This is a genomic window from Brevundimonas sp. GW821-FHT12E07, assembly GCF_058807035.1.
On record NZ_JBXAQH010000002.1, the window covers coordinates 367,641 to 394,389 of the forward strand.

The 26,749-nt window shown below is 68.7% G+C and carries 25 protein-coding genes; 14 read left to right on the forward strand and 11 right to left on the reverse strand.

The annotated features are described in order from the left end of the window. Positions 1–94 precede the first annotated feature (94 nt). Positions 95–1,438: a diguanylate cyclase domain-containing protein gene (locus AC1ROD_RS09900; RefSeq protein WP_492948079.1), complete on the forward strand. Its 1,344-nt coding sequence runs from the start codon at positions 95–97 to the stop codon at positions 1,436–1,438. A 6-nt stretch (positions 1,439–1,444) separates the two neighbouring features. On the opposite strand, the gene mfd is transcribed toward AC1ROD_RS09900, so the two are convergent. From mfd to AC1ROD_RS09915, 3 genes are all read right to left on the reverse strand, one after another. Next, positions 1,445–4,879, reverse strand: a complete 3,435-nt coding sequence (mfd, locus tag AC1ROD_RS09905) for a transcription-repair coupling factor (protein WP_492948080.1) — start codon at positions 4,877–4,879, stop codon at positions 1,445–1,447. Then, positions 4,880–5,179: an FAD assembly factor SdhE gene (locus AC1ROD_RS09910; protein WP_492948081.1), complete on the reverse strand. Its 300-nt coding sequence runs from the start codon at positions 5,177–5,179 to the stop codon at positions 4,880–4,882. Positions 5,180–5,255: 76 nt separating this feature from the next. Beyond that, entirely contained in the window at positions 5,256–5,951 is a 696-nt protein-coding gene (locus AC1ROD_RS09915) for a glycoside hydrolase family 19 protein (RefSeq protein WP_492948082.1), read from the reverse strand. A 98-nt stretch (positions 5,952–6,049) separates the two neighbouring features. Here AC1ROD_RS09915 and recG point away from each other — a divergent pair, with 98 nt between their 5' ends. Further along, positions 6,050–8,131, forward strand: coding sequence for an ATP-dependent DNA helicase RecG (gene recG, locus AC1ROD_RS09920; protein WP_492948083.1), 2,082 nt, complete (start codon positions 6,050–6,052; stop codon positions 8,129–8,131). Here the strand turns inward: recG and AC1ROD_RS09925 are convergent. From AC1ROD_RS09925 to rfaE2, 3 genes are read right to left on the reverse strand one after another with little or no spacing between them, the layout of a single operon-like run. Then, positions 8,128–9,237 carry a DUF3089 domain-containing protein gene (locus AC1ROD_RS09925; RefSeq protein WP_492948084.1) on the reverse strand — a complete coding sequence of 370 codons (1,110 nt, stop codon included), beginning with the start codon at positions 9,235–9,237 and terminating at the stop codon, positions 8,128–8,130. The genes recG and AC1ROD_RS09925 overlap by 4 nt on opposite strands. Next, the gene (gene rfaD / locus AC1ROD_RS09930; protein ID WP_492948441.1) at positions 9,234–10,223 is read right to left on the reverse strand and encodes an ADP-glyceromanno-heptose 6-epimerase; all 990 of its coding nucleotides are present in this window, start codon (positions 10,221–10,223) and stop codon (positions 9,234–9,236) included. The genes AC1ROD_RS09925 and rfaD overlap by 4 nt, the downstream gene beginning before the upstream one ends. A 5-nt stretch (positions 10,224–10,228) precedes the next feature. Next, positions 10,229–11,689: a D-glycero-beta-D-manno-heptose 1-phosphate adenylyltransferase gene (gene rfaE2, locus AC1ROD_RS09935; protein WP_492948085.1), complete on the reverse strand. Its 1,461-nt coding sequence runs from the start codon at positions 11,687–11,689 to the stop codon at positions 10,229–10,231. 137 nt (positions 11,690–11,826) lie between these two features. Here rfaE2 and AC1ROD_RS09940 point away from each other — a divergent pair, with 137 nt between their 5' ends. Then, on the forward strand, positions 11,827–13,281 hold the full coding sequence (locus AC1ROD_RS09940) for a cryptochrome/photolyase family protein (RefSeq protein ID WP_492948086.1): 1,455 nt from the start codon (positions 11,827–11,829) through the stop codon (positions 13,279–13,281). Between the two features lie 465 nt (positions 13,282–13,746). Here AC1ROD_RS09940 and parC read toward each other — a convergent pair whose 3' ends face one another. Then, the gene (gene parC, locus AC1ROD_RS09945) at positions 13,747–15,951 is read right to left on the reverse strand and encodes a DNA topoisomerase IV subunit A (protein ID WP_492948087.1); all 2,205 of its coding nucleotides are present in this window, start codon (positions 15,949–15,951) and stop codon (positions 13,747–13,749) included. Positions 15,952–16,104: 153 nt separating this feature from the next. Here parC and AC1ROD_RS09950 point away from each other — a divergent pair, with 153 nt between their 5' ends. Then, positions 16,105–16,248, forward strand: a complete 144-nt coding sequence (locus tag AC1ROD_RS09950; protein ID WP_492948088.1) for a hypothetical protein — start codon at positions 16,105–16,107, stop codon at positions 16,246–16,248. Here AC1ROD_RS09950 and recO read toward each other — a convergent pair. From recO to AC1ROD_RS09965, 3 genes are all read right to left on the reverse strand, one after another. After that, positions 16,245–16,976: a DNA repair protein RecO gene (gene recO, locus AC1ROD_RS09955; RefSeq protein WP_492948089.1), complete on the reverse strand. Its 732-nt coding sequence runs from the start codon at positions 16,974–16,976 to the stop codon at positions 16,245–16,247. The two genes, AC1ROD_RS09950 and recO, sit on opposite strands and share 4 nt — an antisense overlap. Further along, on the reverse strand, positions 16,976–17,551 hold the full coding sequence (locus tag AC1ROD_RS09960) for a nuclear transport factor 2 family protein (RefSeq protein WP_492948090.1): 576 nt from the start codon (positions 17,549–17,551) through the stop codon (positions 16,976–16,978). Before AC1ROD_RS09960 ends, recO begins: the two co-directional genes overlap by 1 nt. Before the next feature lie 106 nt (positions 17,552–17,657). Then, positions 17,658–18,269, reverse strand: a complete 612-nt coding sequence (locus AC1ROD_RS09965; RefSeq protein ID WP_492948091.1) for a flavodoxin family protein — start codon at positions 18,267–18,269, stop codon at positions 17,658–17,660. A gap of 80 nt (positions 18,270–18,349) precedes the next feature. Between AC1ROD_RS09965 and AC1ROD_RS09970 the strand changes: the two genes are divergently transcribed. From AC1ROD_RS09970 to AC1ROD_RS10005, 8 genes are all read left to right on the forward strand, one after another. Beyond that, positions 18,350–19,048 carry a DUF899 family protein gene (locus AC1ROD_RS09970; RefSeq protein ID WP_492948092.1) on the forward strand — a complete coding sequence of 233 codons (699 nt, stop codon included), beginning with the start codon at positions 18,350–18,352 and terminating at the stop codon, positions 19,046–19,048. An 82-nt stretch (positions 19,049–19,130) separates the two neighbouring features. Next, positions 19,131–19,484, forward strand: a complete 354-nt coding sequence (locus tag AC1ROD_RS09975) for an ArsR/SmtB family transcription factor (RefSeq protein WP_492948093.1) — start codon at positions 19,131–19,133, stop codon at positions 19,482–19,484. Beyond that, positions 19,468–19,986, forward strand: coding sequence for an SRPBCC family protein (locus AC1ROD_RS09980; RefSeq protein WP_492948094.1), 519 nt, complete (start codon positions 19,468–19,470; stop codon positions 19,984–19,986). The genes AC1ROD_RS09975 and AC1ROD_RS09980 overlap by 17 nt, the downstream gene beginning before the upstream one ends. A 10-nt stretch (positions 19,987–19,996) precedes the next feature. Beyond that, a complete protein-coding gene (locus tag AC1ROD_RS09985) occupies positions 19,997–20,479 on the forward strand; it encodes an SRPBCC family protein (RefSeq protein WP_492948095.1) in 483 nt (160 codons plus the stop codon). Positions 20,480–20,502: 23 nt separating this feature from the next. Next, positions 20,503–20,925, forward strand: coding sequence for a VOC family protein (locus tag AC1ROD_RS09990; protein WP_492948096.1), 423 nt, complete (start codon positions 20,503–20,505; stop codon positions 20,923–20,925). 33 nt (positions 20,926–20,958) lie between these two features. After that, the gene (locus AC1ROD_RS09995; RefSeq protein ID WP_492948097.1) at positions 20,959–21,402 is read left to right on the forward strand and encodes a VOC family protein; all 444 of its coding nucleotides are present in this window, start codon (positions 20,959–20,961) and stop codon (positions 21,400–21,402) included. After that, positions 21,402–21,809, forward strand: coding sequence for a DoxX family protein (locus AC1ROD_RS10000; protein ID WP_492948098.1), 408 nt, complete (start codon positions 21,402–21,404; stop codon positions 21,807–21,809). Before AC1ROD_RS09995 ends, AC1ROD_RS10000 begins: the two co-directional genes overlap by 1 nt. A gap of 12 nt (positions 21,810–21,821) precedes the next feature. After that, positions 21,822–22,442: a dihydrofolate reductase family protein gene (locus AC1ROD_RS10005; protein ID WP_492948099.1), complete on the forward strand. Its 621-nt coding sequence runs from the start codon at positions 21,822–21,824 to the stop codon at positions 22,440–22,442. Positions 22,443–22,468: 26 nt separating this feature from the next. Here the strand turns inward: AC1ROD_RS10005 and AC1ROD_RS10010 are convergent, their stop codons facing one another. Then, positions 22,469–22,714, reverse strand: coding sequence for a hypothetical protein (locus AC1ROD_RS10010; protein ID WP_492948100.1), 246 nt, complete (start codon positions 22,712–22,714; stop codon positions 22,469–22,471). Positions 22,715–22,871: 157 nt separating this feature from the next. Between AC1ROD_RS10010 and topA the strand changes: the two genes are divergently transcribed. Both topA and AC1ROD_RS10020 read left to right on the forward strand, forming a co-directional pair. Then, a complete protein-coding gene (topA, locus tag AC1ROD_RS10015; protein ID WP_492948101.1) occupies positions 22,872–25,532 on the forward strand; it encodes a type I DNA topoisomerase in 2,661 nt (886 codons plus the stop codon). 65 nt (positions 25,533–25,597) lie between these two features. Beyond that, positions 25,598–26,743, forward strand: coding sequence for an MFS transporter (locus AC1ROD_RS10020; RefSeq protein ID WP_492948102.1), 1,146 nt, complete (start codon positions 25,598–25,600; stop codon positions 26,741–26,743). Positions 26,744–26,749 lie beyond the last annotated feature (6 nt).

Genomic DNA, 26,749 nt, shown 5'->3' on the forward strand with positions numbered 1-26,749 from the left:
TTGCCGTTGCGTCGGCGGGGCGGCCGTCGTTATGGTCCGCCGACTTCGCGCGGGGCTTAAACCCGTGGTTTTGCGAGGCTTAGGAGACGACTAATTGGGCCCCGATCCTCGCGTTCTGGTCGTCGCTGAGACGGACGATCTGGTCGGACCCCTGTGTCGCGGCCTCGACGCCCTCGGCTGGCGGACCCTGACCGCGCGTTCGGCGCCCGCCGCCGTCGCCGCCCTGGACGACTTCACCCTCGAAGCCGCCGTGCTGGACGCCACCCACCCCGGCTTCCCCGAGATCGCCCAGCTGCTGCGCGAGGCCGCCGGCGACCGGCGTCTGTCGATCATCGCCATCGGCAAGGCCGCGGACGCGCCGGGCGTCGATCTGGCCATGTCCGAGCCGCCGCACCCGGCCCAGGCCGCGCTGCGCATCGAGCACCTGATGCGCGCCGCCATTGCGGAAGAAGAGTTCCGCCTGCGTCAGGCGACCTTCGCCCTGCAGGGCGCGACCCTGACCATCGAACAGGCCGATCCGGCCCCGCTCAAGATCCTGGTCGCCGGCGGCGCCGATCCGCGCTTCATCGCCCTGTCCAACGCCCTGACGGCGGCGGGCGCAGAGGTGGTCGCGGCGCCGACCCCCTATACGGCATTCGACTATCTGCATGAGGCGGCCTTCGACGCCGCGGTCCTGTGGGGCGCGCCCGACCATGCGCCGGCCCTGTCGATCGCGGCCGGGATGAAGCGCAACACCCGCCTCTATCACATCCCCCTGATCCTCTATCTGCGCAGCGCCGGCGAGATCAATCTGGCCGAGCTCTACAACCGGGGCTTCGCCGACATCGCCGCCGCCGACACGCCCGAGGCCGAGACCGCATCCCGCGTCCTGGGTCTGGCCGCCTCGCACCGGCGGCATCAGGCCATCCGCAAGGCGCTGGAGACGGCGCGCGGCTCGGGTCTGATGGACTCCTCGACCGGCCTGTTCACCCGCGAACTGTTCGCCTCCCACCTAGCCCGTCTGGCCGAGGGGGCGAAGTCACGCCGCCGGGCCCTGTCGGTCTGCGTCCTGCGCGTCGCCGACAGCGACAGCCTGGCCCACGCCCGCGCGGGCGGCTGGCTGGACCGGGCCATGCCCCAGATCGGGGCCATGGTCTCGCGACTGGTGCGGGTCGAGGACACCGCCGCCCTGCTGGCGCCCGAGGTCTTCGCCCTGGCCCTGCCCGCCACCCCCGGCCCCGCCGGACGGCTGGCCGCCGAGCGCATCGCCGCCGTGGTCGGCTGCACCGCCTTCGACGCCGGCCCCGAGCGTTCGCCCTTCGTGGTCGAGTTCGACGTCGGCTCGGCCGAGGTCTCCCCCGGCGAAAGCCCCGCCTCTGTGCTCGAACGCGCCTCGGCCGACCTGTCCCGCCGCAAGCATGAAGCGGCAAGGGCGGCGGCCGCCGCCGCACACTCCTGACCTGAACTAGGCCGCCCCCGCCACCCGCGCCAGATCGGCGGTGATGCGTTCGGCGACCTTCAAGCGGTCCTCCGGCGTCGGCCAGTCGCCCATGACGACGATCTTCTGATCCGGGCGGATCTTCCAGAAGGCGTGGTTCTTCTGGATCAGGCCCACCAGCCCCATCGGGTTGGGGAAGCTGTTGTTGCGCAGGGTCATGACACAGCCCTTGGGCCCGATGTCGATGCGTTCGATACAGGCCGTCTTGCAGCTGGCCTTGACCCCGACGATGCGCAGCAGCTGCTTCGCCTCGTCCGGCAGCGGGCCGAAGCGGTCGATCAGCTCGGCGGCCAGGGCCTCGCGCTCCTCGGTGCGTTCGGCGTCCGACAGGCGGCGATAGAGGCTCAGACGAACGTTGAGGTCCGGGACGTAATTTTCTGGAATCAATACGGCCGCGCCGACATTGATGGCCGGAGACCAGCCGCGGTCGACGACCTCCTCGCCCGCTTCGCGCAGACTGGCCACGGCGTCTTCCAGCATCTGCTGATAGAGTTCGACCCCCACCTCGCGGATATGGCCCGACTGCTCGTCGCCCAGCAGATTGCCGCCGCCGCGCTGGTCCAGATCGTGCGAGGCCAGCTGGAAGCCGGCGCCGAGATTGTCCAGCGACTGCAGCACCTGCAGACGCCGCTCGGCCGACAGGGTCAGGGGCCGCTTCGGATCCGTGGTCAGATAGGCGAAGGCGCGCGCCTTGGACCGCCCGATCCGGCCGCGGATCTGGTGCAGCTGCGCCAGGCCGAACATGTCGGCCCTGTGCACGATCAGGGTGTTGGCGGTCGGGATGTCGATGCCGCTCTCGACGATGGTGGTCGAGACCAGCAGGTCGTACTCGCCGTCGTAGAAGGCGCTCATCACGTCTTCCAGCTGGGTGGGCGACATCTGGCCGTGCCCGACCACGAACTTGATCTCGGGGACCTGTTCGCGCAGGAATTTCTCGATGTCCGGCAGGTCCGACAGGCGCGGACAGACGTAGAAGGCCTGACCCCCGCGATACTTCTCGCGCAGCAGGGCCTCGCGGATCAGCACCTGATCCCAGGGCGTGACATAGGTCCGCACGGCCAGACGATCGACCGGCGGGGTGGCGATGATCGACATCTCGCGGATGCCCGACAGGGCCATCTGCAGGGTGCGCGGAATGGGCGTCGCGGTCAGGGTCAGCAGGTGCACATCGGCGCGCAAGCTCTTGAGCTTCTCCTTGTGCTTTACCCCGAAATGCTGCTCCTCGTCGACGATGACCAGGCCCAAGTCCTTGAAGCCGACCTGTTCGGCCAGGACCGCGTGGGTCCCGACCACGATCTCGAACGACCCGTCCTTCAGGCCCGCGCGGCTTTCGGCGGCGTCCTTGGCGGTGACCATGCGCGACAGGTGGCGCACGGTGATCGGCCAGCCGGCGAAGCGTTCGGAGAAGGTCTTGAAATGCTGGCGCGCCAGCAGGGTCGTCGGGCAGACGACGGCGACCTGCTGACCGCTCATGGCCACCACGAAGGCGGCGCGCAGGGCCACCTCGGTCTTGCCGAAACCCACGTCGCCGCAGATCAGGCGATCCATCGGCGTGCCCTTGCCCAGATCCTCCAGCACGTCGCCGATGGCGTTGAGCTGGTCGTCGGTCTCCTCATAGGGGAAGCGGGCGCAGAACTCGTCGAACAGCCCCTGCGGCGGGGTGATGGCGTCCGAGACCCGCAGCGCACGCTTGGCGGCCAGGGCGATGAGCCCCTCGGCCATTTCGCGCAGCCGCGCCTTGGCCTTGGCCTTGCGCCCCTGCCAAGCCGCGCCGCCCAGACGGTCCAGCTGGACGTCTTCGGAATCCGTGCCGTAGCGGGTCAGAAGGTCGATGTTCTCGACCGGCAGGAACAGCTTGGAATCGCCGGCGTACTGCAGCTCGAGGCAGTCGTGGGGCGCGTCCTGGATCTCCAGCGTCTTCAGCCCCTCATAGCGCCCGATGCCGTGATCGAGGTGGACGACGAGGTCGCCGGTCGTCAGGGCCGAGGCCTCGGCGAGGAAGTTGGACGCACGACGCTTGCGCTTGGGCCGCGCCAGCCGGTCGCCCAGCATGTCGGTCTCGGAGATGACCGCCAGACTGTCCGTCGTGAAGCCGTGCTCCACCGGCAGGACGGCGCGCAGATACAGGTCCTTCGGCGCCGACTGCACATCGGCCCAGTCGCGCACGGCGACGACGTGATCCAGCCCGTGGTCGGCCAGCATGACCGACAGACGCTCGGACGAGCCCTCGGTCCAGGAGGCGAACAGTACCCGCTTGCCCTGCTCTTTCAGCGCCGCGGCGTGATGGGCGACGGCCTCGAACAGATTGACGCTGTCCTGCGCCCGCTCGGCGGCGAAGGTGCGCCCCAGACGGCCGCCTGCGTCTTCGCCTGTGGTGTCGAACGGCGTCAGACGGCGGACATCGCGGCCCGCGAGCGCGCTGTTCCAGTCCCCCTCGGGCAGATAGAGCCGGTCCGGCGGCAGGGCGCGGTTGGCGGCGCCGCCCTTGGTCAGGGAGGCCTCGCGCCGGGCCTCATAGGCGTCCTTGGCCAGGGCCCAGCGTTCGCCCCGCGCCGCCTCGGCCTGGTTGTCCAGGAAGACGGCCGCATCGTCGGGCAAATAGTCGAACAGGGTCTCGAGGTTCGGATAGAGCAGCGGCAGCCAGTGCTCCATCCCCTGACGCCGCGCCCCTTCGGACACGGCGACATAAAGGGGATCGTCCCCGCCCGCGCCGAACAGGCCCAGATAGCCGGTGCGGAAGCGCGAGATGGTCTCAGCGTCCAGCAGGGCCTCGGACACCGGCGACAGGGAGATCTTCTTCCTCTGCCCCGTCGAGCGCTGGGTCGCCGGGTCGAAGGTGCGGATCGATTCCAGTTCCGAGCCGAACATGTCCAGCCGCACCGGCTCTTCAAAGCCCGGCGGGAAGACGTCGATGACCCCGCCGCGCACGGCGTATTCGCCGCGCTCATTGACGGTGGAGGCGCGCATATAGCCGTTGGTGGCGAAGTATTTCTCGAGCGCCGCCTGATCCAGATCGCGGCCCACGGCGGCGTCGAACCCGGCCGAGGCGGTGACCTCCTGCGGCGGGGTGCGCTGCATGGCGGCGGCGATGGTGGTGACGACCAGCAGGGGGTTGGGCGAGCGCGCCGGCCGTCCGGCCAGCTCGGTCAGGGCCGCCATCCGCTCGGCCGACACCGACGACGTCGGGCTCAGCCGGTCATAGGGCAGACAGTCCCAGGCCGGAAACTCGAGAACTTCAATATCTTTCGCGAAGAAGCGGAAGGCTTTGGCGAAGTTTCCGGCGCGTTGATAGTCGCGGGCGATGAAGACGGCGGTCCCGCCGGACTTCTGCAGTCGTTCGGCGACGGTCAGGGCGTCGAGACCCTCCGGCGCCCCGCCCAGTTCGATATCCTGACGCGCCACTCAGCCGATCCCCTGCTGGACGGCATGGGAGACGTGCTCTTTCACGAAGGCGCGGATGCGGGCCATCAGGGGGGTCTCATGCTCGGCCGGCGTCGGCGCCGTCTCGATGATCCAGCTGTAGAGCTCGTGGTCGTTATCCTGCATCAACAGGCCCTCGAACTCGGTCAACTCGGCGTCCGTCAGCGCAGGGCCTTCCTGCTCGATGAACGGCCCCAGCACCATGTCGGCTTCACGGAAGCCTCGACGCCAGGCGCGAAAGCGCGCGCGAGACAGGCGGGTCTGGTCACGGTCATCAGTCATGAGGCGCGGGATATAGCGAGCGTCGCGCCGCGCCGCCAGCCGTACCGGCGTGAGGAACGGACGCCTGCTGCCGTCTTTAGGCCGGCCAGATCGCCTTGATCTTGTCGGTCAGGGCCTTGCGCTCGGCCAGCCCCTTGTCGCCGCCGTTGATGCGCAGGGTCACCTTTGACACGCTGTCCGTCTGGGCCAGGGCGTTCAGCCCCTTGGAGGTCCAGAAGTCGACGGCTCCAGCGATCGAGCCCGCGGGGGTCAGCAGCAGGTCGGGATTGACCTCATAGGCCACACCCAGGGCATGGTAGTTGGCCCGTCCCGTCAGCTGGATCAGACCCCGCCCGCGATATTTGTAGCCGTCGCCGGGCTGGGTGTTGCCGAGGTTGGTCTTGCCCCAGGCCCCGCCGTAGATGGTGTTGCCGATGGAGACCTTGTCCGCCGCCTGGGTCGCGCTGCGCCCGAATTTCTGACACTGGGCGTCTGAAATGCGGGCCTTGGAGAAGGTGGCGCGCAGCCCCGCCGCCGAATAGTTAAGGTTCTCGGACTGCGGCTTGAAGCCGCTTTCGTGCGACACCTGGGCGAAGAAGTGGATGTATTCCAGCCGCTTGGACATCACCTTCGGCAGGGTCAGGGCCAGCAGGTCGCCGGTGCCGTCGGGAGCGACATTGCTGCTCACATATTCGGCCAGCCCCTGAAAGGTCAGGGCGCCCAGCTTGCCGTCCACGATGCCGACGTCGTAGCCCTTGTCGATGAGATTTTGCTGCAGAATCGAAATCGACACGCCACCCTCCCCCCAGCCTGACCTGAGGGCTGTGATTTTGCGCCCGGATAACACCGTTTGCAATCTTTGCGCGCGTCGCCGCGCCGGTTTCGCCTGACATGCGTCCGCCCGTCCTCTTCCCCCTGTTCGCCGAGGCCACCAGCCTGAAGGGCGTGGGCGCCAAGGTCGCGCCGCTGATCCAGAAACTGGCCGGACCGCTGGTGCGCGACGTCCTGTTCCTGAGCCCGTCAGGCGTCATCACCCGCCGCCGCACCAACGCCGCCGAGGCCGTGGACGGAGAAGTGGGCGTCTTCGACGTGGTTGTCGACCGGCTGTTCGTGCCGTCGCGCCCGGGCGCGCCGCTCAAGGTCCGGGCCTCGGACGACACCGGCTATGTCCATCTGGTCTGGTTCGGCGGCTCGCCCCAGCACATCGACCGCCAGCTGCCGCGCGGCGAGCGGCGACTGGTCTCGGGCAAGGTCGAGCGGTTCAACGGCGAGGTGCAGATCCTGCATCCCGACTGGATCGTGCCTCTGGACAAGGGCGAGGAGATCCCGACGGTCGAACCGGTCTACCCGGCCACGGCGGGCCTGACCTCGCGGGTAGTGCGCAAACTGGCCCTGCAGGCGCTGGCGGCGGCGCCCGAGCTGGCCGAGTGGCAGGACCCCGCCTGGCTCACGAAACAGGGCTGGCCCGGCTGGCGGCCGGCGCTGGACGCCCTGCACGCTCCCGCCGGAGAACGTGACCTGGAGCCCGACGCCCCGGTTCGTCAGCGGCTGGCCTATGACGAGCTTTTCGCCCACCAGCTGGCCCTCGCCCGCCGTCGCCGCGCGCGTCAGATCACCCCCGCGCCGGTGATCCGTCCGGGCGAGGCCTCCCAAGCCCTGCTGGCCGCCCTGCCCTTCACCCTGACCGGGGCGCAGGCCCAGGCCGTCGCCGAGATCCGCGCCGATCTGGCAGGCGGCGAACAGATGGGCCGGCTGCTGCAGGGCGACGTGGGCTCGGGCAAGACGGCGGTCGCGGCCCTGGCCATGGCCGATGCGGCCTCCAGCGGCTTCCAGGCCGCTCTGATGGCCCCCACCGAGATCCTCGCCCGCCAGCATTACCAGCGCCTGTCGCCGATGCTGGAGCGCGCGGGCATCGCCTCGGTCCTTCTGACCGGTCGCGACACCACGGCGGAGCGGCGCGAGCGGCTGGACGCCCTCGCCACCGGCCGCGCCCAGGTCGCCATCGGCACCCACGCCCTGTTCCAGGACGCCGTGCGCTTCGACCGGCTGGGTCTGGCGGTGATCGACGAACAGCACCGCTTCGGGGTCAACGAGCGCCAGCGGCTGCAGGCCAAGGGCGATCCACGCACCGGCGGCGTCCATCTGCTGACCATGTCGGCGACGCCCATCCCGCGCACGCTTGAGCTGACCCAGTACGGCGAGCTGGAGGTCAGCCGCCTGATGGAGAAGCCCCCGGGCCGCACGCCCGTCGCCACCGCCGTCCTGCCCGGCTCGCGCATCGGCGAGGTGGCCAAACGCCTGAAAGCGGCCATCGAGGGCGGCGCCCAGGCCTACTGGATCTGTCCTCTGGTCGCCGAGAGCGAGGCCACCGACCTCGCCGCCGCCGAAGCGCGTGCGGAAGACCTGCGCCGCATCCTGCAGATCGAGGTCGGCCTCGCCCACGGCCAGATGCCGGGCGCCCAGCGCGAGGCCGTCATGGCCGATTTCGCCGACGGCCGTATCCCGATCCTGGTGGCCACGACCGTCGTGGAGGTCGGGGTCGATGTGCCCAACGCCTCCATCATGGTCATCGAACACGCCGACCGCTTCGGCCTGGCCCAGTTGCACCAGTTGCGTGGCCGCGTCGGGCGCGGCGCCAAGGCCAGCGCCTGCATCCTGCTGTACGGCGATACGCTGGGCGAGACGGCCAAGGAACGGCTGGAGACCTTGCGCCGCACCGAGGACGGGTTCGAGATCGCCGAGGAAGACTTCCGCCTGCGTGGCGGCGGCGATCCGCTGGGCCTCAAACAGAGCGGCTTCCCGGCCTATCGCTTCGCCGACCCGATCCGGCACCGTGCCCTGATGCTGGCCGCCGCCGACGACGCCCGGCTGATCCTCGGCCGCGACCCGGACCTGCTCAGCCCGCGCGGCGAGGCGGTGAAGACGCTGGAAGCCCTGTTCGACTGGCGCAACGACCGGCCCGGACTGGACTAGCCGTTCGGGTTGGCCGCTTTCCAGGCGGCCAGACGCGCCTGAACATCGGCCTCAACATCGGCGTAGAACAGATTGTATTGCCGCGCCTTCCGCCGGTCGGCCCAGTCGCCGACCTCCTTGAAAGCCTCTGAGTCGGGCATGGTGTGACGCAGCAGTCCGCCGCGGCACTGGGCCGCCACCAGCCGGTCGAGGAAGGCGGGGCGCACGCCCCATTCCAGCCCCGTGGCGTTGGCGGCGCCGAGGTGGCGGCGGGCGGGCACAGGCTGTTCATCCGCCGCGCCGCTGACCGGGTTGACGCACAGGGTCTTGCGGCCGTCCAGGTTCACCAGCCGGCCACGGGCGTTCCAGACCAAAGCCCGACGCAGGCGCCGCTCGGCCGCGCCGTCGTCGCCCTCCCCGACCTGGGACCAGGCGACGATACAGGCGGTCTGGTTCCGCGCCGCGCACCCCGGGACATTCGGACTGAGATTGTCCACGGCGACGATGGTGTCGACCATATAGACGGCGACCAGTCGGCGACGCAGGGCGTCGTCCGTCGCGACCCGGGTGCGCACCAGCCGGTCCAGCAGGTCGGCGCCTTGCTCCACCCCGGCCAGGACGATCGGCCCCGTCGGATGCCGCGCCAGCCAGACCTCGAACGCCGCCAGCACGTCGCGATAGGCGAAGGCCCGGGCGTCGCGGGCGTCGGTGCGCATGGTCAGGCGGGTATAGAGACTGGCCTGACGGTAGCGCGGAATGCTGATCGCCCCGGCCCGCTCGAACGGCCCGGCGTAGTTGGGGATGACCACCCGGCGCAGATAGGCGTCCGCGTCCTTGTCGTCGATCGGCCCGTTCCAGTTCCGGCCGCCGTCATAGGTGGTGGAGTGTACGAAGAAGACCGCGGCCGCGCCGGCGCCCGGCGTGCGCGCCTCGCGCAGGGCCCAGCTCGACGCCCGGGCATAGTCGGGCGCGGGCGGCGGCGTATAGGTCTGGAACGGCACCTGGGGATCGAGCCCGGCCTTCAGGATGTCGCCGCGCCAGACGGCCGTCGCCGTCGCGATGACGAAGACCAACGCGAAGCCCAGCCAGCCGACCCACTGGCGCAAGGTCAGCCGCCGACGCGTCAACGATATTGATCCGGCTGGGACAGGAAGTCCTGGACATAGCGGCGCACGCCCTCTTCCAGCGGCGTCGACTGACCGGAATAGCCGGCGGCGCGGATGCGCTCCATCCGGGCCTCGGTGAAGTACTGGTAGCGGTCGCGGATCGAGACGGGGGTGTCGACATAGTCGATGGCGGGCGTCTTGCCCGCCGCCGCGAAGGTGGCGTTGGCCAGGTCGAGGAAGGACCGCGCCTGACCCGAACCCGCGTTGAACACGCCCGAGACGTGCGGGCTGTCCAGCAGCCAGGCGATGATGTCGACCACGTCGTCCACGAAGACGAAGTCCCGCATCTGGCCGCCGTCCGGATAGTTCGGATTGTGCGAGCGGAACAGGGTCACCGTCTCACCGGCCGCGACCTTGGGCCAGATCTGGGCCACGACCGACTTCATCGTCCCCTTGTGACCCTCGTTGGGCCCATAGACGTTGAAGAATTTCAGCCCCGCCCACTGGCCCGGCGACTGGCCCCGGTCCGACTGGCGCGCCGCATACTGGTCGAACAGCATCTTGGAATAGCCATAGGCGTTCAGCGGCCGCAGCGCGCCGAGGCCCTCCAGACTGTCGTCATCCTCGAAGCCGCCGTCTCCGTCGCCGTATGTCGCCGCCGAGGAGGCGTAGATGAGACGCGCGTCGCGGATCGAGCACCAGTCCCACAGGTCGCGCGACAGGATGAAGTTGGTCCGCATGATCAGGTCGGCGTCGGGCTCGGTCGTCGCCGAGATCGCGCCCATATGGACCACGGCCTCGATCTCTTCCGCATGCCGCTCGAGCTGTTCGAACAGGTCCTCGGGCTCCCAGAAGTCGGCGATCGGGTGTTTGGCCAGGTTCTTCCACTTGGCCAGGTCGGCGGTCTCCATCCGGTCGCAGACGACGACGTCATAGCGGTCCTCGCCCGTCAGCCGCGCGACGATGTTGGAGCCGATGAAGCCGGCCCCGCCGGTGACGACGATCATCCGCCTCATGATGCGTCTCCCGACAGCTTCTCGATGGTCTTTGTGGTCGAATAGCCGTCCTGGAACTGGGCCAGCTTCACTTCACCGCCCCAGCTCTCGACCAGATCACCGCCGACCACCCCCTCGCGGGTATAGTCCGCGCCCTTGATCAGGACGTCGGGGCGCAGGCGCTCGATCAGGGCGATCGGCGTCGGGTCGTCGAAGGCGGTGACCCGGTCCACGCTGGCGAGGCCGCCGATGACCACGGCGCGGCTGTCCAGATCGTTGACCGGCCGCCCCTCGCCCTTGAGCCGCCGCACCGAGGCGTCGGTGTTGAGGGCCACCACCAGCCGGTCGCACCAGCTGCGCGCCTGGGCCAGATAGGCCACGTGGCCGCGGTGCAGGATGTCGAAACAGCCGTTGGTGAAGCCGACCTTCAGCCCCTGACGCCGCCACGCCTCGACCTGACCGGCCAGTTCGTCCACCGGAGTGACCTTGGCATGGGCCAGGGAGGCGTGCTGGCTCATCTCGGCCTCGATCAACTCGGCCGGGGTGACGACGGCGGTGCCGCTCTTACCCACCACTACCCCCGAGGCGAGGATAGCGAACTCAACGGCCTGCTCCAGCGAGGCCCCGGCGCCGAGCGCCAGACCGAGCGACGCCATACAGGTGTCTCCGGCGCCAGAGACGTCGAACACCTCGCGCGCGCGACCGGGCAGATGGACGACCGGCTCACTGCGCCTGGCAATGGACATCCCCTTGCCCGCGCGGGTGACGATCAGGGCCTTGGCCGTGGTGATCGACAGCAGGTGCGCGAGCGCGGCCTCGACCTCGGCGTCGGTCCCGACCGGCATGCCCGTGGCCCCGGCCAGCTCCGAAGCGTTGGGCTTGATCACATCGACGGCGCCGTAGCGGGCGAAGTCCCGTCCTTTCGGATCGACGATGACCGGGACGCCCGTATTCTGACCGGCCCAGAGGGCGGAGCGGATCAGCCGTTCGGTGACGACGCCCTTGTCGTAGTCGGACAGCAGGATGGCGGCGGCGTCGGCGAAGACGTCCTCGCGATCGAACACGCCGACGGCGATCTCCTCCTCGTCCAGCCGCAGCAGCTGCTGGCCGGCGGAGACGAAGCGGGTCTTGACGATGGTCGTGGCGCCGGCCGGACGGGCGACGAAGTCGGCGACCCGGTCCTCGGCGGCGATCAGGGCGGCCAGTTCGTCACCGGCGGCGTCGGGACCCGAAACCGCGCCCAGACGGGCCTGCCCGCCCAGGGCCGCGACGTTGCGCGCCACATTGCCGACGCCGCCCGGCATCGACACCGTTCGCTTCGTCTTGAGCACGGGAATGGGCGCTTCCGGCGAGACGCGGGTGACCTCGCCATAGACATAGCGGTCCAGCATCAGGTCGCCGACGCAGGCGATGTTCAGCCCGGCGACGCGGTCGAGCAGGATCTGCAGGGCGCCCAGATCAAGGGTGTGTTGAGCCATCCGGACGACCTACCGGATTCAGTCCGGTTCCGCCATCCGGGGTTTGAGCCCGGCCGATGGAAACCTTTGACCGCGCGACGACTTGTGCGGGACGGGCTTCACGGGCCTAAGACGCTGGAAACGCACGGAGCCTGGACTTGCCGAACGCCGACGCCTCTCCCGTCATCCTGTGGTTCCGGCGCGACCTGCGGCTGGCCGACAACCCGGCGCTGAACGCGGCGGCGGAGACCGGGCGGCCGGTGGTCCCGGTCTTCATCCTCGACGCGGCCGGCGACGGGCGTCCCTGGGGCGCCGCCTCCTTGTGGTGGCTGGACGGGTCGCTGCGCGCGCTGGGCGACAGCCTGAAGGCCCGGGGCGCCCCGCTGGTGCTGCGGCGCGGCCATGCCGAGAGCGAACTGAGGCGGCTGATCGAGGAGACCGGGGCTGACACCGTCTTCATGAACCGGTCGTTCGAGCCCGAGGCCTGGACCCGCGACGCCGACATCGCCCATGCGCTCAAGGAGGACGGCGTCGAATGCCGGGGCTTCAACGGCTCGCTGATGGCAAAGCCGGGCTCGGTCCTGACCGGCTCGGGCGGGCCGTACAAGGTCTTCACCCCGTTCAAGAACGCCCTGCTGGCGAAGGCTGAGGCCCCGCCGCACACCACCGGACCGCGCACCCTGACGCCCGTGAAGGGGCTGGATAGCGACGACCTCGACGACTGGGACCTGACGCCGTCAAAGCCCGACTGGTCAACCGGCTTCGACTGGACGCCCGGCGAGGCCGCGGCCATCGAGACCCTGCACGCCTTTACCGGCGAGGCCCTCAAGACCTATTCGACCGGCCGCGACCATCCGGCCGAGGTCGGCGGCAGCCGGCTGTCGCCCCACCTGCACTGGGGCGAGATCCATCCCTGGCGGGTGATCGAGGTGGTGCGCAAGGCCGCCGCCGACGGGCGCGCTCCGGCCGCCGAAGCCGAGAAGTTCACCGCCGAGATCGCCTGGCGCGAATTCTCTGCCCATCTGCTCCACGCCTTCCCGCAGATCACGGAGCGGTCGTTCCGGCCTGAGTACGACGCCTTCCCCTGGCGGACGGATACCAAGGGCTACCGCGCCTGGACGCGGGGCCAGACCGGCTATCCGATCGTGGATGCCGGCATGCGCCAGTTGTGGACCACCGGCTGGATGCACAACCGGGTGCGGATGATCGTCGCCTCCTTCCTGGTGAAGGACCTGCTGGTCGACTGGCGCAAGGGAGAGGCCTGGTTCTGGGACACCCTCGTCGACGCCGACCTCGCCAACAACGTCCAGAACTGGCAGTGGGTCGCCGGCTCGGGCGCCGACGCCTCGCCTTTCTTCCGCATCTTCAACCCGACCGCCCAAGGCCAGAGGTTCGACGCCGACGGCGACTATGTGCGGCGCTGGGTCCCTGAACTCGCCGCCCTCCCCACCAAATGGATCCACGCCCCCTGGACCGCGCCGGAGGATGTGTTGGCCAAGGCGAAGGTCCGGCTGGGGACCGACTATCCCAAACCCATCCTCGACCACGGCGAGGCCCGCGACCGGGCTCTCGAAGCGCTCAAGGCCATCGCGCGGTCGAAGTACGAAGACTGAACCTCGCATCCGCCCGCCTGCGAAACCTTTGCCGATCAACGCCCTGCCGATCCGCCCCGCCATTCGGCCCGGCGCCGTTGGGAACGGCAGTAGAATGCCGCCTTCCGGTCTTTGACATTCCCGATGACGGCCTGACGCCGCGTGCACGCCATTGCACTCGAGTGCAAAGCCGAAGCTGCGGTTTCAGATTGAGAAAATGACCTTAAATCAACAGATTGAGCACTGATCCTCACGATCAACATCTGCCATTGCACTCGAAGTGCAAGGTTTTTTCCGCCCCCGCACCGTCATCCTCGGGCTCGTCCCGAGGACCCACGGTTCAGCATGGCAGGACGACGACGGTCAGCCAGCGCGCCTCAGCGGTTCAGATCCCGCCCGCATCCTCCATGGGTCCTCGGGACAAGCCCGAGGATGACGGCGTGGGGGATAACGGCATGGGGACAGCCCACACCCCACACCCGGCGCTTACCGGAACTTCCGCAGCCCCCGCGGCCCCATCCGGCCGGCCCCGGCGCGCTTGCCGAGCCAGTCCTTCCAGTCGGGCCAGTTGCGGCGGCGACCGCCGCCGTCGGCCCATTCGGGGCCCATCTCGCCGTTGAAGACGGTGATGTCCTGCAGCCCGCCCTGTTTGTAGGACTGGAGCTTCACGCCCTTGCCGCGGCCCATCTCGGGCAGCTCTTCCGCCTTGAAGATCAGGGTCTTGAGGTTCTCGCCGATGGTCGCGACATGGTCGGCGGCGCCGAAGCGCAGCAGGGCCAGAAGTTCGCCGTTCAGCACCTGCTTGCCGCCCCGCTTCTGGGCCAGCATGTCGTCTTCGGGGGCGATGAAGCCATAGCCGGCCCTGGACGCCACCATCAGCTTGGAACCCGGCTGGTGGGCGAGGACGGCGACGATGTCGGCCTTCTCCTCCAGCTCGATCATCAGACGCAGGGGCTCGCCATGGCCACGCCCGCCGGCCAGCTTGTCGGCGCCGATGGTGAAGACCCGGCCGTCCGAGGCGGCGACCAGGATCTTGTCCGTGGTGAAGGCGGGCACGAGGTAGGCGAGCGCGTCGCCCTCCTTGAACTTGAGCTCCGACGGGTCCTCGACCTTGCCCTTGGCGGCGCGGATCCAGCCCCGCTCCGACAGGATGACGGTGATGGCCTCGCGCGGGATATAGGCTTCCGGAGCCACGAAGGCCGACGCGTCGACGGCCTCCGCGATCGTGGTGCGGCGTGGCGAGATCATCACCTTGCGGACGGCGGCCAGGTCCTGGCCGATCTTCTTCCACTGCTTCGCCGGCGAGGTCGACAGCGCCTGGAGCATGGCCAGTTCCTCGGCCAGCTCCTTGTGTTCGTTCTCGATGGCCATCTCCTCGATCCGGGCCAGTTGGCGCAGACGGGTGTCGAGGATGTAGTCGGCCTGCAGCTCGGTCAGGCCGAAGCGGGCGATCAGGACGGCCTTGGGCTGCTCCTCCTCGCGGACGATGCGGATGACCTCGTCGAGGTTGAGGAAGACGATCCGCAGGCCTTCCAACAGGTGCAGTCGCTTCTCGACCCGCTCGATGCGCCATTGGGCGCGGCGGATCAGGACGTCGCGGCGGTGGTCGAGGAAGGCCTGCAGACAGGCCTTGAGGCCCATGACGCGAGGCGTTCCCGTGGCGTCCAGGACGTTCATGTTGATCGGGAAGCGGACCTCCAGATCGGAGAGCTTGAACAGACTCTCCATCAGGACCTCGGGCTCGATGGTCCGGTTCTTGGGCTCGATGACCAGACGGATGTCCTCGGCGGACTCGTCGCGGACGTCGCCCAGCAGCGGGGCCTTCTTCTGCTCGATCAGCTCGGCCAGGCCCTCGATCAGCTTGGACTTCTGAACCTGGTAGGGCATCTCGGTGACGATGATGCGCCAGACGCCGCGCCCCAGATCCTCGGTCTCCCAGCGGGCACGCAGGCGCACCCCGCCGCGGCCGGTCTCATAGGCGTCGAGGATGGAGGCGTGGCCCTCGACGGCGACGCCGCCGGTCGGGAAGTCCGGCCCTGGCACGATCTCGGCCAGCTCGGCCGTCGTGGCGTCGGGGCGGTCCAGCAGCAGCTGGCAGGCATCGATCAGCTCCCCGACGTTGTGCGGCGGGATCGAGGTCGCCATGCCCACAGCGATGCCCGACGAGCCGTTGGCCAGCAGGTTGGGGAAGCCCGCCGGCAGGACCATGGGCTCCTCGCCCTGGTCGTCATAGGTCGGACGGAAGTCGACCGCGTCCTGATCGATGCCCTCCATCAGGATGACGGCGGCCGGGGTCAGCTTGCATTCGGTGTAGCGCATGGCGGCGGCGTTATCGCCGTCGATGTTGCCGAAGTTCCCTTGTCCATCAACCAGCGGATAACGCTGGGAGAAGTCCTGGGCCAGACGCACCAGGGCGTCATAGATCGAGGCGTCGCCGTGCGGGTGATAGGTGCCCATCACGTCGCCCACGACCTTGGCGCACTTGCGCGCCGCGGCCTGGGGGTTCAGGCGCATCTGGTGCATCGTATACATGATGCGGCGGTGCACCGGCTTGAAGCCGTCGCGCACGTCCGGCAGGGCGCGGTTGGTGATCGTCGACAGGGCGTAGGCCAGATAGCGGCGGCTCAGCGCCGTCTCCATGGGCTCGTCGATGATGCGGCCGCCTTCGGGCGGAGGGGCGTGGATGGTCATGCGGGATCGAATCACTCAGGCGGAACAGGAAGTCTAGCGGTCGTCGCCCCGTTCGCGCAGCCGAATGGGGACAGGCGCGTGCGGGCGCAACCGGAACCTGTGGGCGATGAGAACGGTTGTGCCGGGAAACCCGCGTTTCTGGACCCGACCGCCATGACGACGCCCGCCTTTGACGACCCGTTCGACCATCAGGTCTTCGACCTCAGCCCGCTCTGCACGGCGCTTGACTACGTCCGGCGTCAGATGGCGACGCCCATGGGCGGCTTCTACCTCGCCCTCGCGCCGAGGGGCCGTTAGAGCCGCGCCTGCTCCCTGAGCTTGCCCACCATCCAGTCGCGGGCAGGCGGCAGGGGCTTGTTCTGGGGGTGGAAGACGAACTGTTCGAGGAAGTGACCGGTCAGGTCGAGGCCGGCGCCGACATCGCCATCCCCCAGCCCCGCCTGGGCGCCCAGCAGAAAGGGCGGCAGCTTCAGCATCTTGTCGGCATAGGGTGCGCCAGCCTCGCGACTGACGGCGCGGCCGGTGCGGGGGCTGACGTAGATCAGGTCGTCGAGGCTGCCGGTCGCGGCGCATCGGGACAGGTCGAGACCGAAGCCGAGGTCCTCCAGCAGCCCCGCCTCGAAGCGGACGAAGATGGCGGGCCAGACCTCGGGGATCTGGAACGCGCCCATCAGCGCCTCGAAGGCCAGGAAGGCGCCGGGATGGGGCTCGCGCTCGGGAAGCGCGCCCTGCGTTACAGCGGTCGCGGCGGCGAGGCCGGTCAGGGCCAGAGGATCGTCGAACAGGGCTGAGGCCCCCTCGCCCACCGCCTCCAGCCGCGCCGAGCCCAGATGGTCCGAGGTGCGGGCGCGGTAGTCGGCGATGACACGCGACCCGGGCTGCAGGAAGGGCTTCATCTTGCGCGACGCCCCGCCCGCCACATAGGCCGCGTGCCGCCCGTGGGTCTCGGTCAGCAGATCGACCACCGCCCCGGTATCGCCGTGCGCCCGCGCCGACAGGACGAAGGCCTCTTCGTGGAACTCCATCAGTCGCGCTTGGCCAGATCCGCGACCGCCGCTGCATCCCGAGCCGTATCCGCAGCCGCCTCATGCTCGGCAATGACGCGCACGACCTCCTTCGAGGCGTCATTGGGCACCGCGAAGCTCAGGACGTACTGCTGGATCTTCCAGACCCCGTCCCGCTTGATCAGCACCCCGGATCCACGGGTCGTTCCGTAGCTGTCGTTCTGGAGAAGCTCGTCGAACCAGGCGAAGTCGCCGTTGACCTGAATGTCCCGGTCGCCGGGCCGATAGGTCCAGCCCTTGCCCTGGGCGAAGTAGGGATCGGCATAGGCCCGGAAGGCCGCCAGATCCCACCGCTCCGACGCGTCGGTCCCGATGAACCGGGCCGTCGGCGCAAACTGGGCCCAGTAGGTCGCCGCATCGGCTTCGGAAGCGGCCTTGTGGAGCCTATCGAGGACGGCAGCGACGGCGTCGGAGTCCGCGAACGTCGCAGAACCGGTATCGGCGCGTAGCGCGAGTTCGCCCGGAGGCGCCGGGTGATCCGCGTGACCGGCTGAGGTCTGGAGGACGATCGCAAAGGCCAGCGCGAGGAGCGACATCGGAAGTTCCCGGTTTGTACGCCCCCTCCATACGTCGCCGTGGCCGGTACGCCAATGCCCTTCGCCTTCCCGTCCGGGCAAGGTCGGGGCGACGACAGCGTCGGAGCTACTCCCCGCTCTCCGGAACCGGATAGGTCTCGGGCTTGAGCACCTTGGCCAGGGCCAGCAGGTTGCGGGCGGCGTTGCGGCCGACGCGGTCGGAGTAGTCGTGGCCCTGATCGGTCTCGACATAGTCAGGGCCCGGTCCCGGGCCGAGGTGCCAGTAGGTCCAGGACTGGGCCGGGATGGTGAAGCCCATGTCGATCAGGCCCTGGCTGATGGTCGCGACGATATGGTGGGCGCCGTCCTCGTTGCCGGTGATGACGATGCCCGCAACCTTGCCGAAGGCGACGGGACGGCCCGCTTCGTCCGTGTCCTCGAACCAGGCGTCCATGCGTTCGAGCGCGCGCAGGGCCACGCTGGACATCTGGCCCAGCCAGGTCGGGGTGGCGAAGACCACGATGTTCGCGGCCTTGAGCTTCGCGTTCAGGGCCGGCCAGTCGTCGCCCTCGCCCTCGTCGCCGGTGACGCCGGGCTTGATGTTCAGGTCGACCAGCCGGACCAGTTCGACCTCGGCCCCGCCCTTCTCCAGCTCGGCGATGACGACCTTCGCCAGGGCCTCGGTGCTGGAGGTCCCGGGTGAAGGCTTGAGGGTGCAGTTGAGGACGACGGCTTTCACGAGACTTCTCCGAACCTTGGCTCACGGCAACCGGTCAATCGCGGAACCGTTCCACATATCGCCAGCTAAGGAGCCGCCCGATGCCCGACCTCGCCCCCGCCGCCGACCTTGCCGCCCTCGCCCATCCGGCCTTTCCCGGCGAGAGCGACGCTTACCGGAAGGCCCGGCAGGCGCTTCAGGTCGAAGAGATTGAGGCGCGCCGCCAGCTGACCAAGGTCGCCGAACTGCGGCAGGCGCTGCCGCCCGGGCCGGTCATCGAGAAGGACTACCGGTTCATCGATGCGAACGGGGCGGAGGTGGGATTGATCGATCTCTTCGGCGACCACGATGCCCTGTTCAGCTATCTGTGGATGTACGGACCCGAGCGCGAACGGCCCTGCCCGATGTGCACCAACCTGCTGGGGTCGGTGAACGGCAACGCCGAGGACATCAAACAGCGGGTGGCGCTCAAGATCCTCGGTCGCAGCCCGGTCGAGCGCCAGACGGCCTTCGCCGCCGAACGCGGCTGGACCCATCTCGACTTCGTCCAGACCGTCGGCGACGACTACGCCCGCGACATGGCCCAGCTGATGGACGGCAGCCTCGATATGGCGGCGATCGTTGTCTACCGCCGCGACGGCGACAAGGTTCGGCTGTTCTGGGCCAGCGAGATGAACGCTGAGATGGCCGATCCGGGCCAGGACCCGCGCGATCCGGTCGATCTGGGAACGCTATGGAACGTGCTGGACCTGACGCCGGAGGGGCGCGGGACCGACTGGTATCCCAAGCTCAGCTACTAACCGCCGCAGGTATTTAACTGATCGGTTGACAAGCTTCTCAAGCCTTCGTATTTAACTCTCAGGTTAGATTTGAAGACGGACGATGACCCCCACCCCCGATCCTCTGGATGCGAAGTTCGCGGCCCTGGCCGACCCGACCCGTCGGGCCATCCTGGCGCGGCTGACCGAGGGCGAGGCCAGCGTCAACGAACTGGCGGAGCCGTTCGACATGAGCCTGCCGGCGGTGTCGAAGCATCTGAAGGTGCTGGAGAAGGCCGGGCTGATCTCACGCGGCAAGGAGGCCCAGTGGCGCCCTGCCCGGCTGGAGCCGATGGGGATGAAGGGCATCGCCGAATGGCTTGAGCACTACCGCCGTTATTGGGACAAGTCGTTCGACCGTCTCGACGACTATCTGCGCAAAATTCAGAAGGGAAACGACGATGGCAAACGAAACTGAGGCCCAACACCCCAACGACAATCCGTGCGAGACGTCGGGCGCCGCCCACGCCTTCGACCTGGTGCTGGAGCGGATCATCGACGCCCCGCCGGAGAAGGTCTTCAAGGCTTATACGGATCCGGCGATCCTGAGCCAGTGGTTCGCGCCGAAGCCGTGGACGATCACCGACGCCATCGTCGAGCCGCGCGCCGGGGGCCGGTTCAACTTCACCATGCACGGGCCGAATGGCGAGGTGTTCCCGAACGCGGGCATCTTCCTGGAGGTCGTGCCGAACCGGCGGATGATCACCACCGACGCCTTCACCCCCGAGTGGAAGCCGGCCGGTCAGCCTTTCATGACGGCCCGGATCGAGATGGAGCCCACGGCGGACGGCAAGACGAAGTACAAGGCCACCGCCAGCCACTGGAACGAGGCCATCCTGAAGCAGCACGAGCAGATGGGCTTCCACGAGGGCTGGGGCACGGTCGCCGACCAGCTCAACGACCTCGTGAAGACGCTCTGAGGGCCGCACGATGAGCCTCGTCGAAGCCGTCGCGCCAGCCCTGCGCCCCACCCTGAAGATGCAGCGCACCTTCGACGCGCCGCGCGATCTGGTGTGGCGGGCCTGGTCCAACCCGGAGATCCTGGTCCTGTGGATGGGGCCGGTGGAGTGGCCGGCGGTGTCGGCGACCTGCGACTTCCGGGTCGGCGGCGCCTGGCGCATCTGCCTGCGCTCGCCCGCCACCGGCGAGAACCTGTGGCAGGGCGGAATCTACACCGAGATCGACGCCCCGCGCCGCCTGGCCTTCACCTTCAAATGGGACGAGAGCCACGAGGACGGGCCGCCGGTCGACACCCAGGTCACCGTCGACTTCGGCGAGACCGCCGACGGCCGGACCGTCATGGACTTCACCCACGAGGGGCTGAAGTCCGAGCAGAGCCTGACCGGCCACAAGCACGGCTGGACCTCGACCGCCGACCGGCTGGAGGCGTGGCTGGCGGCCAACCCCGACTGAACATCCCTACCGGAGACGCCGTGATGAAGATCATTCCCAGCGTAAGCCTGCCCGGCACCTGCCGCGAGGCCTTCGACTTCTATGCCAGGGTTCTGGGCGGGGAGATCACCACCGCCGTCCGCTATGGCGACGCCTTCCCCGACGGTCCGCCCGAGATCGCCGACTGGCTGATGTACTGCTGGCTGCAGGTCGGCGATCAGGCGATCCAGGGCTCGGACATGCATCCGGACCATGCGCCCGACATGCACAAGCCCAAGGACGGCTTCGACATCACCCTGCATTTCGACACGGTCGAGGAGGCGCGGCGCGTCTTCAAGGACCTGTCCGAAGGCGGCCAGGTCGAGATGCCGTTCGGCGTCAACGACTGCGCGCCCGGCTTCGGCGGCTTCACCGACCGGTTCGGGGTGCCGTGGATGACCAATGTCGCGCCCACGCAGAACGCCTGACCCCCACCACAACAACAAAGAGGAGACGTCGTCATGAAACTGGTCACCAGCCTGAGCTTCCAGGGCGAATGCCGCCAGGCCTTCGAATTCTATCAGTCGGTCCTGGGCGGGGAGATCAAGGCCTTCCCGTTCGGTGACGGCCCGCCCGACATGCCGATCGACGCCAAATACAAGGACTGGCTGATGCACGGCTGGCTGGAGATCGACGGCCAGGCCCTGATGGGCGCCGACATGCCGCCCGAGTTCGCCCCCAATATCGATAAGCCCAAGAACGGCTTCGACGTCACCTTCCACTCCGACGACGTAGCGGAATCGAAGCGGGTGTTCGACGGCCTGTCGGCCGGCGGCAAGGTAGGCATGGCCTTCGGCGAGACCTTCTGGTCGCCGGGCTACGGCTCCTTCACCGACAAGTTCGGCATCCCGTGGATGATCAACACCAATCCGAAGGAAGACTGGAAGCCGGGGCAAGCGGGCTGATGGCGCTGAAAGCTTCCCCGATGGTCTGGACGGGGCGCGTGCTCAGCGCCCTGTTCGTCCTCTTCATGCTCGGCGCCTCGGTCCTGCCCAAGCTCACGGGCATGGCCGTCGCCGGGGACACCCTGGAGCAGGTCGGCTGGTCGCGGGCCTGGGTCCTGCCGATCGGCCTGATCGAACTGACCTGCGTCCTGCTCTATGTCTATCCGCGCACCAGCGTCTTCGGCGCCGTGGTGATGATGGGACTGCTGGGCGGGGCCATGGCCACCCAGGTCCGGGTCGACGCGCCCCTGTTCAGCCACCAGCTGTTCAGCCTCTACCTCGGCCTGATCATGTGGGGCGGGCTGTGGCTGCGCGACCCGGCCCTGCGTGCCCTCTTCCCCTTCCGCCGCGCCGCCACGGCCATCTAAGGAGATACCCCGATGAGAAAACTGATCGGCGCCGCCTTCGTCAGCCTCGATGGCGTCATGCAGGCCCCCGGCGGGCCCGGCGAGGACCCGGACGGCGGCTTCGCCTTCGGCGGCTGGACCGCACCCTTCTGGACCGCGGACGCCGATCCCTTCATGGGGGTGTTCGGCAAGACGGAGACAGAGCCGTTCGACCTGCTGCTGGGCCGCAAGACCTATGACATCTTCGCCGGCTACTGGCCGGTGCATCAGGAGATTCCGATTGGACCCCTGTTCAACCGGGTGACCAAATATGTGGCCACCTCGTCTCCGGACAGTCTGGAGTGGGTGAACTCGGTCGCACTGACGGGCGACGTGCCCGCCCGGGTCGCCGAGCTGAAACAGGGCGACGGGCCCGATCTGCTGACGCAGGGGTCCAGCGTTCTGCTGCACGCCCTTCTGGCCCACGACCTGGTCGACGAGCTGCGGCTGATGACCTTCCCGCTGGTTCTCGGCGGCGGCAAGCGTTGGTTCGACGGTCTGTCCAAACCCGGCGGCTTCGTGCTGGAAAAGAGCGAGACGACGAGCAGCGGCGTGATCTCCACCCTCTATCGCCGCTCTGGCGAGGTGAAGACGGGGACGGTCGGCGAGAGCTGATCCTGCCCGCCCTGCCCCTCAGGACGTCAGGACGGCAGGGTGATCGTCTCTGTTCCGGGCCGCCCGGCCCGCGGCTCGTTCGCCCGGGCCGCGGCTGCCTCCAGCAGGACGGCCAGTCGCTCGTCCTCATCCCAGCGGGCCATACGGGCCAGTTCGATGGACAGGCCGGCGATATACTCCCGTACCGGATACTCCCTCGCGGCCTCGCCGAGGGCACGGTCCGGGCGGACCGGCGGCGGTGACGGATCGGCTTGTGAAGCTGGGCGCGGCATGACGTTTTCCCCGATGTCGAATAGCGACAAGGAAGATGAACACAACTTAAGGTAAACATGCAACCCTTACGGGAAGTTGTGTTCCCCCAACGGCTCATGATTGACACGCCGCCCGGCGCCAACCACGTTCGCGCCCTCCCCAACAGACTGCGCTGTAATGAACCTCGTCATCGTCGAGAGCCCGGCCAAGGCCAAGACCATCAATAAATACCTCGGGTCGGACTACGAGGTGCTCGCCTCCTACGGCCATATCCGCGACCTCCCGTCCAAGGACGGATCGGTCAAGCCGGACGACGACTTCGCCATGGAATGGGAGGTCGACGCCCGCGGCTCCAAGCGCATGTCCGAAATCGCCGAGGCCGCCAAGCGCGCCGACCGCGTCATCCTCGCGACCGACCCGGATCGTGAAGGGGAAGCGATCAGCTGGCACGTGCTCGAGGTTCTGAACAAGAAGAAGGCGCTCAAGGACACCCACGTCGAGCGTGTGACCTTCAATGCCATCACCAAGACCGCCGTGCTCGACGCCATGGCCGCGCCGCGCCAGATCGACATGGAGCTGGTCGAGGCCTATCTGGCCCGCCGCGCGCTGGACTATCTGGTGGGCTTCACCCTGTCGCCGGTGCTTTGGCGCAAGCTGCCCGGCGCCCGCTCGGCTGGCCGCGTGCAATCCGTCGCCCTGCGCATCGTCGTCGACCGCGAGATGGAGATCGAGCGGTTCAAGCGGCAGGAATACTGGTCCGTCGAGGCCGATCTGGCCGCCGACAGCCCGCCCTTTACCACCCGTCTGGTCAAACACGCCGGCAAGCGGATCCAGCGCCTCGACATCCCGTCCGAGGCCGTGGCCTTCGCCGCCCGCGACGCGATCAACGCCGGTGACTTCACCATCAAGTCGATCGAGAAGAAGCCGGTCCGCCGCTTCCCCTCCCCGCCCTTCACCACCTCGACCCTGCAGCAGGAGGCGGCGCGCAAGCTCGGCTTCAACGCCCAGCGCACCATGCAAGCGGCCCAGAAGCTGTATGAAGGCGTCGACGAGACAGGCGGCCTGATCACCTATATGCGGACCGACGGCGTCCAGACGACGCCCGAGGGCATCGCCCAGGCCCGCGAGGTCATCGCCGGCCAGTTCGGCCCCGCCTTCGTCCCGGCCGAGCCGCGCTACTACAAGACCAAGGCCAAGAACGCCCAGGAAGCGCACGAGGCCATCCGCCCGACCAACATCGCGCGCCACCCCGACTCCCTGCGCCTCGAGGGAGACCTGCAGCGGCTCTATGAGCTGATCTGGAAGCGGATGGTGGCCTCGCAGATGGAGGCCGCGCGTCTGGACCGGACCACGGTCGACGTCGAGACCCCGGACGGCCTGACCGGCCTGCGCGCCACCGGCCAGGTGGTGACCTTCGACGGCTTCCTGGCCGTCTATGAGGAAGGCCGCGACGAAAAGCAGAAGGGCGCCGAGGACGAGGACGACGATTCGACCCGCCTGCCCACGCTGAAGGAAGGCGCCAGGGCCAAGGTCGAGGCGATCCGCACCGAACAGCATTTCACCGAGCCGCCGCCGCGCTTCTCGGAAGCGACCCTGGTCAAGAAGCTGGAAGAGCTCGGCATCGGCCGTCCCTCGACCTATGCCTCGATCCTGACGACGCTGCGCGACCGCGAATACGTCCGCACCGACAAGAACCGCTTCTATCCCGAGGACAAGGGACGGCTGGTCACGGCCTTCCTGGAAGAGTTCTTCCGCAAATGGGTCGAATACGACTTCACCGCGGCGCTGGAGACCCGGCTCGACGAGGTCTCCGCCGGCGATCTGAACTGGAAGGTGCTGCTGCGCGAGTTCTGGTCCGACTTCCATGTCGCGACCCAGGCGGCGGGCGAGCTGCGCACCACGGCCATCCTCGACGCCCTGAACGAGTCGCTGGGGCCGCACATCTTCCCGCAGAAGGAGGACGGCTCGGATCCGCGCGCCTGCCCGACCTGCGGCATCGGCCAGCTTAGCCTGAAGACCAGCCGCTTCGGCGCCTTCGTCGGCTGTTCGCGCTATCCGGACTGCAAATACACCCGCCCCGTGGCCTCTCCGGATTCGGAAGCCGCGGCGGACGGCGGCGATCGCGAACTGGGTCTCGACCCGGAGACAAACCAGCCGGTCCACCTTAAGATCGGCCGCTTCGGCCCCTATGTGGAAACCACGCCTCCGGAAGCGGACAAGCCGAAACGCTCGTCCCTGCCCAAGGGCTGGAGCCCCGCGTCCCTGACGCTGGACCAGGCCCTGCGCCTGCTGGCCCTGCCCCGCGAGGTGGGCGTCCACCCCGAGGACGGGAAGCTGATCACGGCCGGTCTGGGCCGCTACGGACCCTTCGTCCTGCACGCCGGGACCTATGCCAATGTCGCCGACATCGACGAGGTGTTCGAGATCGGGCTGAACCGCGCGGTCGTGCTGCTGGCCGAGAAGCGGGCGGGCAAGTTCGCCGGTCGCGGCGCGGCCGTGGCGCCGCTCAAGGACCTGGGCGCCCACCCGGAGACGGGCGAGCCGATCCACGTCATGGCCGGCCGCTTCGGCCCCTACGTCAAGTCGGGCAAGATCAACGCCACCCTGCCCAAGGGCACGGCGCCCGAGGACCTGACGCTGGAAGTCGCCCTGCCGCTTCTCGCCGCCCGCGCCGCCGCCGCCCCGTCCAAGGGCAAGAAGGCGCCGGCGAAGAAGGCCGCTCCGAAAGCCGCCGCCGAGAAGAAGCCGACCGCGAAGAAGGCTGCCGCGAAGAAGCCCGCGGCCAAGAAGGCTCCGGCCAAGAAGCCGGCCGCCAAGAAGGCCGCCGCCGAGGACTGATAATCCCGGTCGGGAGACGGTGTCGCAGTTGACCCCGTGAGCCCGACCGGCCATCCCCGCGCGGGATGACCGACCTCTCCCCTCTCCCGACACCCGGCCTGCGCGAGCAAGGCGCGACCCGGCTCGCCCTGTTCATTCCGGGCGTGATCATTTCCGCCTGGGCGCCGCTGGTGCCGTTCGTGAAGATGCGGGCAGGTCTGGACGAGGGGGCGCTGGGGCTGCTGCTGCTCTGCCTCGGCCTGGGGTCGATCCTGGCCATGCCCCTGTCGGGCGCCTGGGCGCGCAAGGCCGGGTGCCGGACGGTGATCACCGTAACGACCCTCGCCGCCGTTCTGATGCTGCCGGTGCTGGCGACCTCGGCCAGCGTGCCTGTTCTGGCCGCCGCCCTGTTCGTCTTCGGCGCCGGGATCGGCTCGATGGACTGCGTGGCCAATATCCAGGCCGTGATCGTCGAGCGGGCCAGCGGCAAGACGCTGATGTCGGGCTTTCACGGCTTCTACAGTCTGGGCGGCCTGGTCGGCGCGGGCGGCTCAGCGGCGCTGCTGACCCTGGGCGTCTCGCCATGGGTGGTGGCCACGATCGTGATCGCGGTGACGGTGGGACTGCTGTTATGGGCGCGGCGGGGGCTGCTGGCCTATGCGGCGGAAGGTGACGGACCCGCCTTCGCCGTGCCGCACGGGGTCGTGGTCTTCATCGCGGCGCTCTGTTTCGTGGTCTTCCTGGCCGAAGGGGCGGCGCTGGACTGGAGCGCCGTCTTCCTGACCGTCGAGCGCGGCGTGGCCCCCGCCATGGCCGGGCTTGGCTTCGCGGCCTTCAGCCTGACCATGACGGCGGGGCGGTTGACCGGCGACCGGGTCGTCGAGCGGCTGGGCGGCGCGCGGGTGCTGTTGTTCGGCGGCCTGCTGGCGACGGCGGGGATGGCGGTGGCGGTTCTGGTTCCAGCCTGGCCCGCGGCGCTGGCGGGATACGCCCTGCTCGGGGCCGGCTGTTCCAACCTCGTGCCGGTCCTGTTCAGCGCCATCGGCCGTCAGACCGCCATGCCGGAGCACATCGCCGTGCCGGCGGTGACCACGGTCGGCTACGCGGGGATACTGGCCGGACCCGCAGGGATCGGCTGGATCGCCCACGTCTCCAGCCTGCCACTGGCCTTCGGGGTGGTGGCGGTGCTGCTGGCGGGAGTGGCGGCGAGCAGCCGGTTCCTCAAACTTTAGATCTTA

Bases quoted from the DNA above. Each gene is read 5' to 3' on its own strand.
- recG (WP_492948083.1), top strand. From the start codon at position 6,050: ATGCGTCCGCCCGTCCTCTTCCCCCTGTTCGCCGAGGCCACCAGCCTG.
- AC1ROD_RS09985 (WP_492948095.1), top strand. From the start codon at position 19,997: ATGAGCCTCGTCGAAGCCGTCGCGCCAGCCCTGCGCCCCACCCTGAAG.
- rfaE2 (WP_492948085.1), bottom strand. From the start codon at position 11,689: ATGGCTCAACACACCCTTGATCTGGGCGCCCTGCAGATCCTGCTCGAC.
- parC (WP_492948087.1), bottom strand. From the start codon at position 15,951: ATGACCATCCACGCCCCTCCGCCCGAAGGCGGCCGCATCATCGACGAG.
- AC1ROD_RS09990 (WP_492948096.1), top strand. From the start codon at position 20,503: ATGAAGATCATTCCCAGCGTAAGCCTGCCCGGCACCTGCCGCGAGGCC.
- AC1ROD_RS10010 (WP_492948100.1), bottom strand. From the start codon at position 22,714: ATGCCGCGCCCAGCTTCACAAGCCGATCCGTCACCGCCGCCGGTCCGC.
- AC1ROD_RS09995 (WP_492948097.1), top strand. From the start codon at position 20,959: ATGAAACTGGTCACCAGCCTGAGCTTCCAGGGCGAATGCCGCCAGGCC.
- AC1ROD_RS09950 (WP_492948088.1), top strand. From the start codon at position 16,105: ATGACGACGCCCGCCTTTGACGACCCGTTCGACCATCAGGTCTTCGAC.
- AC1ROD_RS10005 (WP_492948099.1), top strand. From the start codon at position 21,822: ATGAGAAAACTGATCGGCGCCGCCTTCGTCAGCCTCGATGGCGTCATG.
- AC1ROD_RS09970 (WP_492948092.1), top strand. From the start codon at position 18,350: ATGCCCGACCTCGCCCCCGCCGCCGACCTTGCCGCCCTCGCCCATCCG.
- topA (WP_492948101.1), top strand. From the start codon at position 22,872: ATGAACCTCGTCATCGTCGAGAGCCCGGCCAAGGCCAAGACCATCAAT.
- AC1ROD_RS09960 (WP_492948090.1), bottom strand. From the start codon at position 17,551: ATGTCGCTCCTCGCGCTGGCCTTTGCGATCGTCCTCCAGACCTCAGCC.
- AC1ROD_RS10020 (WP_492948102.1), top strand. From the start codon at position 25,598: ATGACCGACCTCTCCCCTCTCCCGACACCCGGCCTGCGCGAGCAAGGC.
- AC1ROD_RS09910 (WP_492948081.1), bottom strand. From the start codon at position 5,179: ATGACTGATGACCGTGACCAGACCCGCCTGTCTCGCGCGCGCTTTCGC.
- AC1ROD_RS10000 (WP_492948098.1), top strand. From the start codon at position 21,402: ATGGCGCTGAAAGCTTCCCCGATGGTCTGGACGGGGCGCGTGCTCAGC.
- recO (WP_492948089.1), bottom strand. From the start codon at position 16,976: ATGGAGTTCCACGAAGAGGCCTTCGTCCTGTCGGCGCGGGCGCACGGC.
- rfaD (WP_492948441.1), bottom strand. From the start codon at position 10,223: ATGATCGTCGTCACCGGCGGGGCCGGCTTCATCGGCTCCAACATCGTC.
- AC1ROD_RS09980 (WP_492948094.1), top strand. From the start codon at position 19,468: ATGGCAAACGAAACTGAGGCCCAACACCCCAACGACAATCCGTGCGAG.
- AC1ROD_RS09975 (WP_492948093.1), top strand. From the start codon at position 19,131: ATGACCCCCACCCCCGATCCTCTGGATGCGAAGTTCGCGGCCCTGGCC.